This window comes from Saccharothrix ecbatanensis (assembly GCF_014205015.1).
GTDB lineage: Bacteria > Actinomycetota > Actinomycetes > Mycobacteriales > Pseudonocardiaceae > Actinosynnema > Actinosynnema ecbatanense.
The window spans coordinates 5,256,175-5,270,957 of sequence record NZ_JACHMO010000001.1; the positions used below are offsets into that span (position 1 = coordinate 5,256,175).

Annotated in this window: 17 protein-coding genes; 4 read left to right on the forward strand and 13 right to left on the reverse strand. The window is 71.0% G+C overall.

The window, feature by feature from the left end:
* Nucleotides 1–32: 32 nt before the first annotated feature.
* Together clsA and F4560_RS21925 are read right to left on the reverse strand one after the other, a co-directional pair.
* Nucleotides 33–620, reverse strand: coding sequence for a cardiolipin synthase ClsA (clsA, locus tag F4560_RS21920; RefSeq protein WP_184922716.1), 588 nt, complete (start codon nucleotides 618–620; stop codon nucleotides 33–35).
* Nucleotides 621–633: 13 nt separating this feature from the next.
* A complete protein-coding gene (locus F4560_RS21925) occupies nucleotides 634–873 on the reverse strand; it encodes a hypothetical protein (RefSeq protein ID WP_184922718.1) in 240 nt (79 codons plus the stop codon).
* A 448-nt stretch (nucleotides 874–1,321) separates the two neighbouring features.
* Here F4560_RS21925 and F4560_RS21930 point away from each other — a divergent pair, with 448 nt between their 5' ends.
* Nucleotides 1,322–1,741, forward strand: a complete 420-nt coding sequence (locus tag F4560_RS21930) for an STAS domain-containing protein (protein ID WP_184922720.1) — start codon at nucleotides 1,322–1,324, stop codon at nucleotides 1,739–1,741.
* 14 nt (nucleotides 1,742–1,755) lie between these two features.
* Here the strand turns inward: F4560_RS21930 and F4560_RS21935 are convergent, their stop codons facing one another.
* Nucleotides 1,756–2,511, reverse strand: a complete 756-nt coding sequence (locus F4560_RS21935) for an ATP-binding protein (protein ID WP_184922722.1) — start codon at nucleotides 2,509–2,511, stop codon at nucleotides 1,756–1,758.
* Between the two features lie 124 nt (nucleotides 2,512–2,635).
* Between F4560_RS21935 and F4560_RS21940 the strand changes: the two genes are divergently transcribed.
* The gene (locus tag F4560_RS21940) at nucleotides 2,636–3,067 is read left to right on the forward strand and encodes an ATP-binding protein (RefSeq protein ID WP_312869408.1); all 432 of its coding nucleotides are present in this window, start codon (nucleotides 2,636–2,638) and stop codon (nucleotides 3,065–3,067) included.
* Nucleotides 3,064–3,855: a SigB/SigF/SigG family RNA polymerase sigma factor gene (locus tag F4560_RS21945; protein WP_184922726.1), complete on the forward strand. Its 792-nt coding sequence runs from the start codon at nucleotides 3,064–3,066 to the stop codon at nucleotides 3,853–3,855. The genes F4560_RS21940 and F4560_RS21945 overlap by 4 nt, the downstream gene beginning before the upstream one ends.
* A gap of 227 nt (nucleotides 3,856–4,082) precedes the next feature.
* Here the strand turns inward: F4560_RS21945 and F4560_RS21950 are convergent, their stop codons facing one another.
* The 6 genes from F4560_RS21950 to F4560_RS21975 form a co-directional block, all read right to left on the reverse strand.
* Nucleotides 4,083–4,373 (reverse strand): WhiB family transcriptional regulator, encoded by a 291-nt coding sequence (locus F4560_RS21950; RefSeq protein ID WP_184922728.1) that lies wholly within the window; start codon nucleotides 4,371–4,373, stop codon nucleotides 4,083–4,085.
* Nucleotides 4,374–4,493: 120 nt separating this feature from the next.
* Nucleotides 4,494–4,688 carry a hypothetical protein gene (locus F4560_RS21955; RefSeq protein ID WP_184922730.1) on the reverse strand — a complete coding sequence of 65 codons (195 nt, stop codon included), beginning with the start codon at nucleotides 4,686–4,688 and terminating at the stop codon, nucleotides 4,494–4,496.
* The gene (locus F4560_RS21960; RefSeq protein WP_184922732.1) at nucleotides 4,685–5,677 is read right to left on the reverse strand and encodes a TIGR03557 family F420-dependent LLM class oxidoreductase; all 993 of its coding nucleotides are present in this window, start codon (nucleotides 5,675–5,677) and stop codon (nucleotides 4,685–4,687) included. Before F4560_RS21960 ends, F4560_RS21955 begins: the two co-directional genes overlap by 4 nt.
* Nucleotides 5,678–5,686: 9 nt before the next feature.
* The gene (locus tag F4560_RS21965; protein ID WP_184922734.1) at nucleotides 5,687–7,471 is read right to left on the reverse strand and encodes a thiamine pyrophosphate-requiring protein; all 1,785 of its coding nucleotides are present in this window, start codon (nucleotides 7,469–7,471) and stop codon (nucleotides 5,687–5,689) included.
* 45 nt (nucleotides 7,472–7,516) lie between these two features.
* A complete protein-coding gene (locus F4560_RS21970; RefSeq protein ID WP_184922736.1) occupies nucleotides 7,517–8,173 on the reverse strand; it encodes a M50 family metallopeptidase in 657 nt (218 codons plus the stop codon).
* A gap of 109 nt (nucleotides 8,174–8,282) precedes the next feature.
* Nucleotides 8,283–8,978 (reverse strand): DUF4383 domain-containing protein, encoded by a 696-nt coding sequence (locus F4560_RS21975; RefSeq protein ID WP_184922738.1) that lies wholly within the window; start codon nucleotides 8,976–8,978, stop codon nucleotides 8,283–8,285.
* Nucleotides 8,979–9,520: 542 nt separating this feature from the next.
* On the opposite strand from F4560_RS21975, the gene F4560_RS21980 reads away from it, so the two are divergent.
* Nucleotides 9,521–10,477, forward strand: a complete 957-nt coding sequence (locus F4560_RS21980) for a zinc-binding dehydrogenase (protein WP_184922740.1) — start codon at nucleotides 9,521–9,523, stop codon at nucleotides 10,475–10,477.
* Nucleotides 10,478–10,523: 46 nt separating this feature from the next.
* On the opposite strand, the gene F4560_RS21985 is transcribed toward F4560_RS21980, so the two are convergent.
* The 4 genes from F4560_RS21985 to F4560_RS22000 all read right to left on the reverse strand — a co-directional run bounded on the left by F4560_RS21985 (nucleotide 10,524) and on the right by F4560_RS22000 (nucleotide 14,781).
* Complete coding sequence (locus tag F4560_RS21985; RefSeq protein WP_184922742.1) at nucleotides 10,524–11,225, reverse strand: anti-sigma factor family protein; 702 nt, start codon at nucleotides 11,223–11,225, stop codon at nucleotides 10,524–10,526.
* Nucleotides 11,222–11,773: a sigma-70 family RNA polymerase sigma factor gene (locus tag F4560_RS21990; RefSeq protein WP_184922744.1), complete on the reverse strand. Its 552-nt coding sequence runs from the start codon at nucleotides 11,771–11,773 to the stop codon at nucleotides 11,222–11,224. Before F4560_RS21990 ends, F4560_RS21985 begins: the two co-directional genes overlap by 4 nt.
* Nucleotides 11,774–11,851: 78 nt before the next feature.
* A complete protein-coding gene (locus F4560_RS21995) occupies nucleotides 11,852–12,760 on the reverse strand; it encodes a DUF1996 domain-containing protein (RefSeq protein ID WP_312869409.1) in 909 nt (302 codons plus the stop codon).
* A gap of 14 nt (nucleotides 12,761–12,774) precedes the next feature.
* Complete coding sequence (locus F4560_RS22000; protein WP_312869410.1) at nucleotides 12,775–14,781, reverse strand: PQQ-dependent sugar dehydrogenase; 2,007 nt, start codon at nucleotides 14,779–14,781, stop codon at nucleotides 12,775–12,777.
* Nucleotides 14,782–14,783: the final 2 nt, after the last annotated feature.

Consider the following 14,783-nt stretch of genomic DNA (forward strand, 5'->3'; position numbering starts at 1 on the left):
ATCTTCGCTGCCGGATCTTCCCACGTCGCCGTTCAGAGGGGCGCGACCCCCGGCTGTCTGCGCAGCGCGAGGCCGAATTGGTAGACGTACAGCGCCCCCGACCAGAGGTAGAGGGCACAGCCCCAGACCATGAACGCGTAGGCCACCGGCCGGGCGATCTGGGCGGCGGTGGACGTTCCCTGCGCGAGCAACAGCATCGGGAACGCGTACAGCAGGTTGAACGTGGCGGCCTTGCCCAGATAATTGACCTCGAACGGGCCGTAGCCGCGCACGCGCAGCACGGCCAGGCAGGCGCCGACCACCACTTCGCGGCCGACCAGCACCACGGCCACCCACCACGGCACGATGTCGCGCACGACGAACGCGACGAGGGTGGCGAGGATGTAGAGCCGGTCGGCCGCCGGGTCGAGCAGGGCGCCGAGCCTGCTTGTCTGGTCGAGCCAGCGGGCGATCTTGCCGTCGAGCCAGTCGGAGAGGCCCGCCGCGACCAGCACGACGAGCGCCCAGCCGTCCGCGTGGGGCCCGAGCAGCAGGTACAGGAACAGGGGCACGCCGAGCAGCCGCAGCACGCTGAGCGCGTTGGGGATGGTCAGGAGCCTGTCGGCCGGATCGTGCGACACGCACGCACTGTAGTCACTGGCCGCGCGTGCGGCTCCAGCCGCGGCGTTGCAGTTCGTCACCGCTGAGCGCCTGCGGACGACCGCGGTCGTCGACGCCGACCCAGCGGGCCCGGAAACCTTCGAGCACGTAGGCGTGGCCTTGACTCCAGACCACGCTGCACGGGGCTGTGGGCAGCGATCCCGTCCCGGTGGTGCCGGGACGCGCCGCCTTGCGCTTCGCGGGCTCGGACTCGGTTTCCGTTCTGGTGCTCATGTGAAATCCCTCCATCAGGGTTGTCGCTCACGGCCTTCGTGGCGTTATCCCCGATACGGAATTCTGCGCGACTGTGGTCGGGACCACTCCGCTTCCGGGCCCGGCCGCGCCGGGAGGCGGGTTTCGGTCGCCGAGTTGTGCAGATCCCGAAGTACGCCTTCCTTCGAGGTGTAACCGGCATCGGCCGGATCAAACCGCTCACCGTGCGTGGCACGCCGCACACCGAAAAGCGCACTACACTGGCACCCGTCATGTCGCCGCCCACGCGCTTGTGGTGTCGCCACGGGCTCCGTAACGTGGGTGGCGCAGCGGTTGAGCCAACAGCCGCGCCGGGAAGTCCGGCTAGCGGGCACGTTTCCGCCACGCTGCTGTTCAGTGTTGCGCACCCTGTCGTGCGACCGGGCTTCCCACCAAGGCGGTTCCAGCTGAAGCTGAAGAGGAGAGCCTCGTGACGGTTCAGGATCCGGACGTCGTGGCGACGAGCGGAGCCGAGTCCGCCGCAGCCGCAGGCCCGCGGGCCGGGCAGATCTGGCTCACCGTTCGCACGGTGTCCGAAGGGGTCACCGTGGTCGCGGTGAGCGGTGAGGTCGACATGCTCACCGCTCCGCAGTTGCGCGCGGACGTGCTGCCCCACCTCGACGAGAGCAGCACCCTGGTGCTCGACATGTCCGGCGTGAGCTTCCTCGGCTCGGCCGGTCTGGCGGTGCTGGTGGAGGCGTCCCAGCACGCCAAGCGCCGTGGCGCGGCGTTCCGCGTCGTGGCCGTCGAGCGCGCGGTGACCCGCCCGTTGGCCGCGACCGGCCTGGGTGAGGTGTTCAGCGTGTTCGAGTCGGTCGAGCGCGCGTTGGAGGCCGACGAACCCCGTTGAGACCGAGTGCCGGTCTAGCCGTGCGGAACCAGGTCGATGACTTGATCCACGCCCGCCGCGACGAGTGCGCGGCGGGCGTGGCCGTCTTCGGGTGCTCGCACGACGACCCGGTTGCCCGCCGCGGCGGCCGCGTCGGCGACGGCTCTCAGGCTCCGGATCAGGCCTTCGTTGCGTTCGCCGACGTCACGCAGGTCGACCACGACGGGCACGGTGCCGCCGCGGGCCGCGGTGAGGATGCGGCGGCGGACGGCGGGCGCGGCGTGGGCCGGCACGTCCCCGAGCACGACCACCTCCACCCAGCCGTCACGTGCGGCGACCTGCACGGGATCCGGCGGCGTGGACGGCGCCAGGAACGTGCCGCGCGATCTGCGCCCGGGGGTGAGGACGAGGGTGACGGTGGTGCCGTCCGGCTGCCGGTCGACCAGCACCTCGTCGACGTTCTCGCGCATCAGCAGCAGGCCGCGGCCTCGGGTGGACAGGGTGGGCGCCGGCACGTGCCAGCAGCCGTGGTCGGCGACGACGACCACGACGCGGCCGTCGGGCCGTGCCTCGGCGTCGATGTGCACGGTGCCGGCCGAGGCGGAGGCGTACGCGTGCTCGACGGCGTTGCTCGCCGCCTCGTTCACCGCGATGAGCAGGTCGTACCGGTCGTCCTCGGACAGGCCTTCGCGGGCCAGCCAGGAATCGAGTCGGGCGCGGACCGCCGCGAGTTCCCCGGGCCGGGCCGGGAACTCCACTCCCCAGTGGTGGTCCGCGAGTTGATCGGTCAAAAGGCCTCCTGTCGCACCAGTCAGTCTTCCCGGACCGCGCGTCGCCTACACGTGTGAGCGACGATCAGTTCGGGTACCGATAGCTTCAGCAGCACAACAAGACAGAACGGACGACGAGGTGAGCGTGTCGCACACTGAGCCGCGCAGCGGTGAGTCGGAGAACGCCCTGGCCGGGGTCGAGTTGCGGATGGCTGCGGATCCCACGCAGCTGTCCATCGTCCGCGCCGTGGCCGCCGATATCGCCATGCGGCAGGATTTCGACCTGGACTCCATCGAGGACTTGAAGCTGGCGGTGGACGAGGCGTGCTCGACCCTCATCTCGCTGGCCACGACGGACGCCGTGCTCAGCGCCCGGTTCATCGTGGTCGACGGCGCGGTGCAGGTGTTCACGGAGGTGGGTTCGGAGCGGTCGGCGCCGCCGGACCGGGACAGCTTCGGCTGGCGGGTGCTGAGCGCGCTGGTCGACTCGGTCACGACGTGGGTCGCGCCGCGGGCCGACGCGTTCGAGGTGCACATCGACCTGGTCAAGCGGTCACTGGGGACGGTGGATGCGTGACGGGGTCCGACGGGGGCACGACACGGTCCGGCACCCAGGGGGACTACGACCACCTGGCGCCGCTGTTCGTCCGGCTCGCCGCGACCGCCAAGGACGACCCGGAGCGGGAGCGGCTGCGCGACGAGTTGGTGACCGAGCACCTGCCCGTGGCCAAGCACATCGCGCGGCGGTTCGGGCACCGCGGTGAGCCGTACGACGACCTGGTGCAGGTCGCCACGGTCGGTCTGATCAACGCGGTGGACCGGTTCGACCCGGAGCGGGGCAGCGACTTCCTGTCGTTCGCGGTGCCCACGATCATGGGCGAGGTCCGCAAGTACTTCCGGGACTCCAGCTGGTCGGTGCGGATGCCGCGGCGGCTCAAGGAGCTGCACCTGGCGATCAACGCGGGGTCCGCGCGGCTGTCGCAGGAGCTGGGCCGGGCGCCGACGCCGAGCGAGCTGGCGCAGCACCTCGGGCTGAGCCGGGAGGAGATCCACGAGGGGCTGGCGGCGGGCAACGCCTACCACAGCGCGTCGCTGGACGACCTGCTCGTGGCGGACGACAGCTCGATCTCGCTGGGCAGCACGCTGGGCGAGGAGGACCCGGAGCTGGAGGCGATCGAGCAGCGGGAGGCGTTGCACCCGTTGCTGGAGAAACTGCCGGAGCGGGAGCGGAAGATCGTCGTGATGCGGTTCTTCGGGAACATGACGCAGACGCAGATCGCGCAGAAGGTCGGGATCTCGCAGATGCACGTGTCGCGGTTGCTGGCGAAGACGCTGCGGCAGCTGCGCGAGGGTCTGACCGAATAGGACTCCTCCGGACAGCGCTCCGCCGGAGTGGACTGTTCCGGCGAGGACTGTGCCGCGGGGGACTGTCGCGCCGAGGACGGTCGCGCCGAACATTCGAGGCCGCCTGACTTCCGGGTCAGGCGGCCTCGGCGTGTTCAGAGGGGTGTCGGATTGCGTGTCGGGTTGCGTGTCGGGTTGCGTGTTCGGCCTCGGCATTCGGGGGTCGGAACGGGAGGCTCGCCGGACGGTCAGGCGGCGGAGCGGCGGCGGTTCGCGATGATGCGGCGGCGCTCGTCCTCCCCCATACCGCCCCAGACGCCGTATGGCTCCTGCACCGCCAACGCGTGCTCGCGGCACGGGTCCACGACCGGACAACGGGCGCAGAGTTGCTTGGCCTTCTCCTCCCGGGCCGCACGGGCGGAACCCCGTTCGTTGTCCGGGTGGAAGAACACGGCACTGTCACGGCCTCGGCACAACCCCTCCTTCTGCCAGTCCCAGACGTCGGTCACGGGCTTGGGCAAGCGCGCGGTGCTGGTCATCGGATGAACCCCCTAGCGGTGTCACATGTCCTTGATCACGGCGTACCCGCTGGTCCGGGGAGGGCAAACGTGGTGCGCCTCATCGGATTACCCGAGGGCCCGATTCGTTCGGGCTCCTGATCACTCCGGTTCCTCCTGCGCGAGCCGCTCGTCGAGGGTTTCGCCCTCGCGCAGCTCACGCTTCGTGGTGCCGTGGCGGTCGGCGCCGCTCCAGTGCTCGGGCGGCTCGACGCCCTGCTCCAGCGGGTCGACGTCGAGTTCGTCCTCGTCCAGCTGTTCGGTCTCGTCCAGCGGACGTTCGTTCGGATCGGTCATCGCGCACCTCCGGGTGATCGGCTCGCGGGTGACTGGGCGGTGAGCGCGGGCGCCACCGTCTCGGCCCAGAACGAGAAGAACCGCTCCTGGTCCGGGCCGATCTGCTGGACGTAGATCTCGTCGTAGCCGGCGTCGGCGTACTCGCGGACCGCGTCCACGTACGGCTGCGGATCGGGGCCGACGGGCAGCGCGGACGCCACCATCTCCTCGGTGACCAGCGTCGAGGCCTGCTCGAAGTGCCGCGGCGTGGGCAGCACCTGTGCCAGTTCGCCGGGCAGCTGCTCGTTGGCCCACAACCGGTGCGCGGTCTTCACACCGGCCTCGGCGGAGTCCGCGTGGCACACCTTGAACCCGGCCTGGGTCGGCTTGCCCTCGCCGCCGGCGGACCGGAACTTCGAGATCAACGAGGAGTCCGGCATGGTCGAGCACAGTCCGTCGCCGATCCGCCCGGCGAGGTCCGCCGCCTTCGGCCCGAACGCCGACACGTACACCGGAACGGGTGACGGCGGCAGCGTGTAGAGCCGGGCGTTCTCGACCGTGTAGTGCCGGCCGCGGTGGCTGACCTCGTCGCCCGTCCACAGTGCCCGCATGACCTCGACGGCCTCTTCCAGCATCTCCAGCCGTTCCGGCGCGGACGGCCACGGGTCGCCGAAGATGTGCTCGTTCAGCGCCTCACCGCTGCCCACACCGAGGGTGAACCCGCCGCGGCACTGGACGGCGGCCGTCGCGGCGGCCTGGGCCACCACGGCCGGGTGAATCCGGACTGTCGGACAGGTGACGGCGGTCGTCACGGGCAGCGAGGTGACCTCGGACAGCGCGCCGATGACGGACCACACGAACGGGCTGTTGCCCTGCTCGGCGTTCCACGGGTGGTAGTGGTCGGAGATCCACAGCCGCTCGAAACCGGCCTGTTCCGCCCACCGCGCCTGCCGCACCAGCTCACGCGGTCCGGACTCCTCGCTGGAGAGGAAGTAACCCATCGAGACCATGGCCGACGGTTACCCGCGCAGGAATTCCTGAACCTTGGTCCGCACGCCGCGCCGCACCACGTCCCACGCGTCCGGGTCGCCCCTCAGCATCGCCTCGACGGTGGCCTTGGTCTGGTCGAACGTCGTGTGCGGCGGGATCGGCGGCACGTTCGGGTCGCACCGGACGTCCAGCACGACGGGCTTGGTCGCGGTCAGCGCCCGGTCCCACGCCGCGCCGAGGTCCGCCGGGTCGTCCACGTCGACGCCCTCCAGCCCGATCGACCGGGCGAACGCGGCGTAGCCGACGTCGGGCAGCACCTGGGACTGCTCGAACTTGGGTTCGCCGCCCATGGCCCGCAGCTCCCACGTCACCTGGTTGAGATCGTTGTTGTGCAGCACGCACACCACGCAGCGCGGGTCGGCCCACTCCTCGTGGTAGCGGGCGATGGTGATCAGCTCGGCGAGCCCGTTCATCTGCATCGCGCCGTCGCCGACGAGCGCCACGGCGGGCCGGTCGGGGTGGGCGAACTTCGCGCCGATCGCGTACGGGACGCCGGCGCCCATGGTGGCGAGCGTGCCCGACAGCGATCCGCGCATCCGGCCGCGCAGCTTCACCAGCCGTGCGTACCAGTTGGCCGCGCTGCCGGAGTCGGCGGTGACGATCGCGTCCTCGGGGAGCCGGGGCGACAGCTCCCACATGATCCGCATCGGGTTCACCGGCTCGGCGTCCACAAAGGACTGTCGGCGCAAGGTCTCCCACCAGTCGGCCACGTTGCGCTCGACGGTCTCCCGCCACGACCGGTCCTCCTTGCGCCGCACCGCTCGCAACACCGCCCGCAACGTCGCGGAGGCGTCACCGACGAGGTTGACCTCGGTCGGGTAGCGCATGCCGATCATCCGACCGTCGACGTCGACCTGAACGGCACGCGCGGCGTCGAACGCGGGCAGGAACTGCGAGTAGGGGAAGCTGGAGCCGACGATCAGCAACGTGTCGCAGTCGCGCATCAGCTCGTAGCTGGGCCGGGTGCCGAGCAGTCCGATCGACCCGGTCACCCACGGCTCGTCGTCGGGCAGCACGTCCTTGCCCAGCAACGCCTTCGCCACGCCCGCGCCGAGCACGTCGGCGAGTTCGCGCACCTCGTCGGCGGCTCCGCGGGCGCCCTGGCCGACGAGGATCGCCACCCGCTCCCCCGCGTTCAGCACCTCCACCGCGCGCCGCACGTCCTCCTCCGACGGCACGGCGGTGGCCCACGAATGGCTCGGCGCGCTCGACGGCACGTGCTTGAACGCGTGTTCCGGCGGCGAGTACTCCAGCTCCTGCACGTCCGCCGGGATGATCAACGCGGTGGGCGCGCGCTGCGACTCGGCGGTGCGGATGGCCCGGTCCAGCGCGTTGGGCAGCTGCTCGGGCACCGTCACGTCGACCAGGTACTCGGAGGCGACGTCCTTGAACAGCGAGTGCAGGTCGACTTCCTGCTGGTAGCTGCTCCCCATAGCGGTGCGGGCGGTCTGGCCGACGATCGCGACCACCGGCACGTGGTCGAGCTTGGCGTCGTACAGGCCGTTGAGCAGGTGGATCGCGCCGGGCCCTGACGTGGCCAGGCACACCCCGACCCGGCCGCTGAACTTCGCGTAGCCGACGGCTTCGAGCGCGGACATCTCCTCGTGCCGGGACTGGATGAACCGCGGCTGGTCGTCGTGGCGCCCGAAGGCCGCGACCAGCCCGTTGATGCCGTCACCCGGATAGGCGAAGACGTGCTCGACACCCCAGTCGCGGAGGCGGCGCAGCATGTAGTCGGCGACGGTGGTGGTCATGGCGTCCTCCCTCGAAAGGAAGGGGTTACCCGACCAGCCGCCCGGCTAAAGCGGGAGCAGCATCCGGCCGCCCACCAGGAGGGTGCCGATCGTGACGACGGCGAACAGCATCACCCACATCAGGCCGGGCACGCGGGTGATCCGGGCCAGCTGGTCCGCGTCGGACTGCGGCGCGCGCCCGCGCCGCCGCCTGCGCTGCAACTCGCCCACCGGCCGCACACCGCCCAGGAGCAGGAACCACGTCACGAACAGCGCGAACGACGCCTGCCACTCGGTCGTGGCGTACCAGGACACGGCGAACATCACCCCGCCGGTCAGCACGACCGACAGCACGCCGAACGCGTTGCGGATCATGACCAGCATCCCGGCGAGCAGCACCACCGTGGCCCACAGCAGGGGCCTGACCTGCTCGGACGTCACCAGCGCCGCCGCGCCCAGGCCGAGCAGGGACGGCGTCACGTACCCGGCGAAGTACATCAGCACCACGGCGAGCCCGGTGGGCCGTCCGCGCGACACCGTGACCCCGGACGTGTCCGAGTTCAGCTTGATGCCCTCCAGCCGGCGGCCGGTGAGCAGCGCGACGAGGGCGTGCCCGGCCTCGTGCGCGATGGTGATGACGTGCCTGCTGTACCGCCACACGCCGGGGCTGGCCACCAACACCAGCGCCAGCACGGCGGGAGCCCATTTCGTCAGAGTCGACATCACCGACCAGCATGCCAGGGGCTTGCACCGCTGGTCCGCGCCGGCACCTTGAACGTGAGGGCATGCAGCAGTGCACGGTCCGCGGGACCGTGCACTGTTGCCTCATGTGTCAGTGGCCGCGCCGTGCCCTGTGCTGTTCGACGGCCGGGTCGACCGGCTGGACCGGCCGCGGCTGCACGGTCGGGTCCATCGACTCGATCCGGTCGTTCGGGTGCACGCCCGAACGCTGGGTCGGCATCTCCTGGGTGGTCGGATCCATCTGCGCCTGCGGATCCCGGATGCTCGCGCGCTGGTCCGCCACCGGGCGCTCGTCGATCGGGCGTTCGGCGACCGGCTGCTCGACCACCGGCTCCGTCACCAGCTTGCGCCGGGCCGGGAGCACCGCGATCAGCAGACCCACGGCGGCGAGGCCGAGGTGCAGCCAGTTGTCGTTGGTGTTCAACGCCAACGGGTTGCCCAGCCCCGAAACCGGGTTGGTGGCGAAGACACCGGCCAGAGCGAGGCCCCAAAGCGCTACCAAGCCATAGCCGAGGAACAGCAGCCAGCCGTAGAGCCTGGCCAGACCGGACGTGCTCGCCATCACCAGGCCGAGCACACCGAACACCAGGTGGACCACGTTGTGCAGCGGGTTGAGCGCGAACCCGAGCAGCGTCGCGTGCTGATCACCCGCGAAATCGCCGAACCCGGTCCGCACGAAGCCCAGCACACCCAACGCGAGGAAGACCAGGCCGACCAGGCCCGCCAACACCTGGGCGGGCTGGAGACCCGCGACCTTGACACGACCGGCGGTCGAGTGGTGGGTCATCTCGCCCTCCAACTGAGGACCACGAGCCCGTCTTGCACGGGCTCCGGACGACCACCGACTACCCCCGCGCCCCGAACGGCAAACCAATGACAGACCCGGTGGAGGCGGGCGCACGAGCCCGCCCCCGTTCCCGACAGGAGTCCCACACCCCGTCGTGCCGGGGTTTTCTTCCGTCCCGACCCACCCCATGAAGGCCGGGCCGGCGTGCCGCGCGAATCACCATTCCGACACCGCGACCGAATAGGCCGGACCAGTTATCGGAACAATTCCGCGCCGTCTCGCCGGATCACCGTGCGCACAGGTCAGGAGCGTGCGCCCGCATTACCGGAGACGCGCGTCGCCGAGCCGTTCCACTCGGTTTCCCTGCTCTCCACGATGATCCCCTCCGATTGGCCGGACACCACTGCGGTGTCCATACGACTATCCCGCCGGAGAGGTGTTGTGGTCAAAGGAATTACCGCTCCCCGCCGGGTTCGCTTGACCTCCAGTTAGCTCGAACTCCTAGCGTTGCGGGCAGACCACAGGCAGAGGGGACTACGAAGATGCGCGCCATCCGCCAGCACGAGTTCGGTCCGGCCGAGAACCTGCGCTACGAGGAGACGCCCGACCCGGAGCCGGGGCCCGGCCAAGTCCGGATCACGGTGTCCGCGGCGGGGGTGCACCTGCTCGACACGACCATCCGCCGCGGTGAGGGCGGCGGGCCGTTCCCGCTGCCGTCACTGCCCATGACGCCGGGCCGGGAGGTCGCCGGCGTCGTCACGCGAGTGGGTGACGGGGTCGAGGCGCACTGGCTGGGCAAGCGGGTCACCGCCCACCTCGGGCAGGCGAGCGGCGGTTATGCCGAGTTGGCGGTGGCGAACGCGGCGTCGCTGCACGAGCTGCCGGACCACGTGTCGGACGAGGCGGCGGTGGCCATGATCGGCACCGGCCGGACCGCTGTCGGGGTGCTGCGGATCGCGGAGATCACCTCGGACGACGTGGTGCTGGTGACGTCGGCCGCGGGCGGGTTGGGCGCGTTGTTCGTGCAGGAGGCCAAGGCGGTCGGGGCCAAGGTGGTCGGTGTCGCGAGCACCGCCAAGCTGGACCTGGTCCGGGAGTTGGGCGCGGACGTGGTGGCCGACTACACCCGACCCGGCTGGTCGGAGGGGATCGGCGAGGTGACCGTCGTGCTCGACGGCGTCGGCGGCGCACCCGGCCGCGAGGCGCTGGACCTGCTGGGCGTCGGCGGCCGGATCGTGCTGTTCGGCTGGTCCGCCGGCGAGCCCACGCGCATCGAGACCGCCGACCTCTACCGCCTCGGCATCACCGCCACGGTCGCGGTCGGGCCGCGGATGATGAAGGGCACCAACCTGCGCGGGCTGGAGGAACTGTCGCTGCGCGCTCTGGCCGACCAGCGCCTCACGCCGCTGACCACGGTGTTCCCGCTCAGCGAGGCCGCCAAGGCGCACGCCGCGCTGGAAGGCCGCGCCACCGTGGGCAAGGTCGTGCTCAAGCCCTGAACGGGTGAATGCCCCCGTGCGACGTGCGCACGGGGGCATTCAGTACCTAGACGGGAACCGTGACGATCCGCTCCCCCTCGAAGTTGCGGACCTCGACCGCGGCGACGTCCTCGGGCGCGATGAGCGCCGAGCCGTCCAGGTTGGTGCCGTCCTTCTCGCCGGCCGGGGAGACGAGCCAGCTGCCGGCCTCGTGGCTGCTGCCGTCCTTGGCGACGACGAACAGCTTGCACTTCTCGCCCTTCGCGACGCCCGCGACGGACGCGTTCACCCGCACCCACCCGGCGGCGGGCCTGACCTGCGCGGTCATCCGGGCGCCGGTCACCGGGTCGGTGGCCGACCCGAGCCTGGTCCCGGCCGGCGGCGCGGGCAGCGTGGTGTGCTGCTGGGCCTGGCCGCCGTCGGGCGCGGTGCCCCGGCCGACCGCGAAACCGCCGCCCAGCACGATCGCGGCCACCGCCGCCGCGGCCAACCCCATGCCGATCCTCCGACGGACCACCCGGCTGTCGCGTTCGGACCGCACCTGCCGCAGCGTCCGCTGCAACAGCAGGTCACCGCCGTCGGGCGGGCCGTCGAGCAGCGCCTCGGGGGGCACCTCGCCCATCACCTCCTCCATCACCCGCAGCCCGTCCACCTCGGCGCGGCACCGCGGGCAGGACGCCAAGTGGTCCTCCACGGCACGCGCCTCCCGCTCGTCGAGCACGCCGAGCACATAGGCGCCCAGCAGCTGTGGATCGTGGTTCGTGGTCATCCGGCCACCCCCTTCAGCGCGACCTGTTGCCCGACGAACGTCTCTCTCAGGGCCCGCAGCGCGTAGTGCGATCTCGATTTCACCGTGCCCGGCGGCACCCCCAGCGCCTCGGCCGCCTCGGTCACGCTCCGGCCCCGGAAGTAGATCTCCATCAGCACGTCGCGGTGGTCGGACGACAACCGGTCCAGGGCCTCGAGCACCACCATCGAGTCCACCACGGAATCGGCGTGGTCGCGCTGCACCGGCGGGGCCTCGGGCGTCTCGGCCACCTCCCGCGGTCTCGCCGCCTTCGCCCTGATCCGGTCGGTGACGATGTTGCGCGTCACGGTGAGCAGCCAGCCGCGGACCGAGCCCTTGCCGTTGACCAGGGCGTCCGGGTGCCGCCAGGCGCGCACGAGGGTTTCCTGGACGACGTCCTCGGCCGCCGCCCGGTCACCGGTCAACCGCGTCGCGTACGCGAGCAGCGCCCGGCCGTGTTCCTCGTAGAGGGACCGGACCAGTGCCTCGTCGGCCGCGGCCTCCCGTTTCCGGGACCACAGAGCCGCCATCCACCCACTCCTCTCGTCAACTCCCTCCCCGGACACGGATGTCGGACCGGTTCGGTTCACCGTGGGCGGAAGAAGTTCCTAGGAGCAGTTCTCGCCGGTGTTCAAGCAGGCCGTGACGCGGTCCATCAGCGGCACTGGCATGACGTTGACGAACATGGCGTGGTCGGTGCCGGGATCGCGCAACTGCTCGGGGAAGCTGTCGATGGCGTACGGGGCGCCGTCGGGCACGTCGTAGGCGACCCGGACGCGCAGCTTCGGCACCGGGAACGTCCCGGTCCGGCACACCCCGTTGGCGGCCGGGAACTCGACGTGCGCCCGGTGGCTCGGGCTGTCGGTGTTGCGGCCGTCCCAGCAGCTGGGGAACTCGAACGTGCGCAGGACCTTGCCGCCGGGCGCGCATTCGGGGTAGCGGTCGGTGTGCCGGTCCTCGAACCCGGTGCAGCTCCACCGCGCCCGGCCGCGTCCGGTGTTCAGCGCGGCCGGGTCGCCGGTGATCATGCGCAGGAACCGGGGCATCGCCACGACCCGGCTGACCGGGCTGCCGGCGAACGTGATGTCCACGTCCGCCGGCGGCAGCACCTCACCGGTGTTGCCGTGCACCCCGCCGCCGGGCTCGTGCTCGTCGTGGCCGGTGCGGTCGGTCAGCCGCAGCACCGGCCAGTAGTAGGTGGACGGGTCGCCGGCCCGGCAGGTGGTCCCGGCCGCGGCCAGCGACTCGTCCGTGGAGCCGGCGTTCGTGCTGGTGTTGCCGACGTACTCGTGGGTGTGGTGCGCGCCGAACGGCTGCCCCGGCGCGATGACCATGTTGTCCGCGTTGAGGTGACGCGACTCGTTGCGCCCGCAGTCGACGGCGAACGTGCCGGTCGAGGCGTCCTCGGTGGTGATCGCCGAGTCCACCGCCACCGGCACTTCGTCAATGGCCACGGTGCGGCTGTCCGCGCAGCCGGCGACCAGCACGAGCACCAGCGACAAGGACGCCCATCTCACGGACGACAGCCTATTCAGTTCAGCTGCACGCGGAGGATGCGGGTGTTGGAGTTGTTGGGAGTGCTGTCCTTGTCACCGTCGCTGGTCGTCAGCCACAGACTGCCGTCCGGCGCCGGTTCGACCGTGCGCAGCCGGCCGTAGGTGCCCTGGAAGTGGGTCGTCTCGGAACCGACCGACGTGCCACTGATCTCCAGCCGGTAGAGCCTGCTGCCGCGCAAAGCCGCGACGTACAGGGCGTTGTTGACGATGGCGATGCCGCTGGGCGAGGCGCTGGCCGTGGTCCACGTCCGTTTCGGCGCCACGTAACCGGAGCAGTTGCCGGACGTGCCCTCACAGGCGGGCCAGCCGTAGTTGCCGCCCTTCTGGGACAGGTTCAGCTCGTCCATCACGCTGTTGCCGAATTCGGCCTGCCACAACCGGCCCTGGCCGTCGAACGCCAGGCCCTGCACGTTGCGGTGGCCGTAGGTCCACACGTACCGGGCGTTGCCGCCGTTGCCGTAGAACGGGTTGTCGGTCGGCGCGGAGCCGTCGGTGTTGAGCCGCAACACCTTTCCGCCCAGGTTGGCGAGGTCCTGCGCCCAGTTCGCGTTCTGGCCGTCGCCGGTGCCCGCGTACAGCTTGCCGTCCGGGCCGAACCGCAGCCGGCCGCCGTTGTGGTAGCGGTTGCGCGGGATGCCGGTGAGCAGCACCTGGAGCGAACTCGCCACCAACGCGTTGTTCTGCACCTTGATCCGCACGATCCGGTTGTCGTTCGCGGCGGTGTGGTAGACGTACAGGTAGTTGTCGGCGGCGAAGGTCGGCGAGACCTCCACGCCGAGCAGGCCGCCTTCTCCGCTCGTGCCCGCGACGCCCGGCACGGCGCCCAGGTTCGTCTTCACGCCGGACGGCGACAGCTTGACGATGTCGAACGCGTCGCGCCTGGTGTAGACGCCGGAGCCGTCAGGCAGGAAGTCCAAGCCCCACGGGAGATCCGTCTCGGTGGCGAGCTGCGTGACCGTGCCGACCTGGTCGCCGCCGGACGGCGTGGTGGCGGTGACCGGCGTGCTCGGGTCGGAGGCGTTGCCGACCGCGTCGAACGCCCGGACGGTGAACGTGTACGCGGTGTTCGGGCTGCGCCCGCCGATGGTGGCCGACGTGCCGGTGGCGTCACCGACCTTCGCGCCGCCGGCGTGCACCTCGTAGCGGGTCACGCCGATGTTGTCGGTGGAAGCGTTCCACGCCAGGGACACCGAGTTCGCCGTGACGCCGGTGGCGCGCAGGCCGGTCGGCGCGGTGGGCTTCTCCGTGTCGGCCTGCGCGGGCGGTGTGCGCACCTCGGTGTTGTTGCTGGCCTGGGAGATGTTGCCGGCGGCGTCCTTGGCGTTGACGTAGAAGATGTAGGTGCCGTTGGGGTTCAGGCCGGTGACGGTGGTGGACGTGCCGGTGACCGACTTGACGAACTGGCCCTGCTGGTAGACCTCGTAGGACGTGACGCCGACGTTGTCGGTGGCCGGGTCCCAGGCCAGGTCGACGGACGTGGACGTGATGTTGGCGGAACGCAGGTTCGGCGGCGGGGACGGCGGCACGGTGTCCGCCTGGCCGGTCTCGCCGAAGACCTGGAACTCCTGCAAGGAGTAGCCGTAGTACGACGCCGTGCGGCACCGCGTGGTGCCGTACACCCGGACGTACCGGCCCCGGCCGCTGACCACCAGGTCTTCGACACCGCCCTGGCCGGCGGCGGTCGAGTGGATGCTCGTCCACGTGGTCGCGTCGGCCGACGTCTCGACCCGGTACGCGCGGGCGCAGGACAGGTCCCACTGGAGCCGGACCCTCGTGATGGTCGCGGTGACGCCGAGGTCGACGTAGATCCACGACGGGTCGATGCCGCCCACGCTGGCCCAGCGGGTGGACGACGTGCCGTCCACCGCCAGACCGGCCGCGAAGCCCTGGCCGGCCGAGGAGGCGACCGCCCGTTTTCCCTGGGACAGCAGGACGGGGGCCGCGCTCGCCGGCGCGGCGGACACCAAGGTGGCCGCGAGCACGG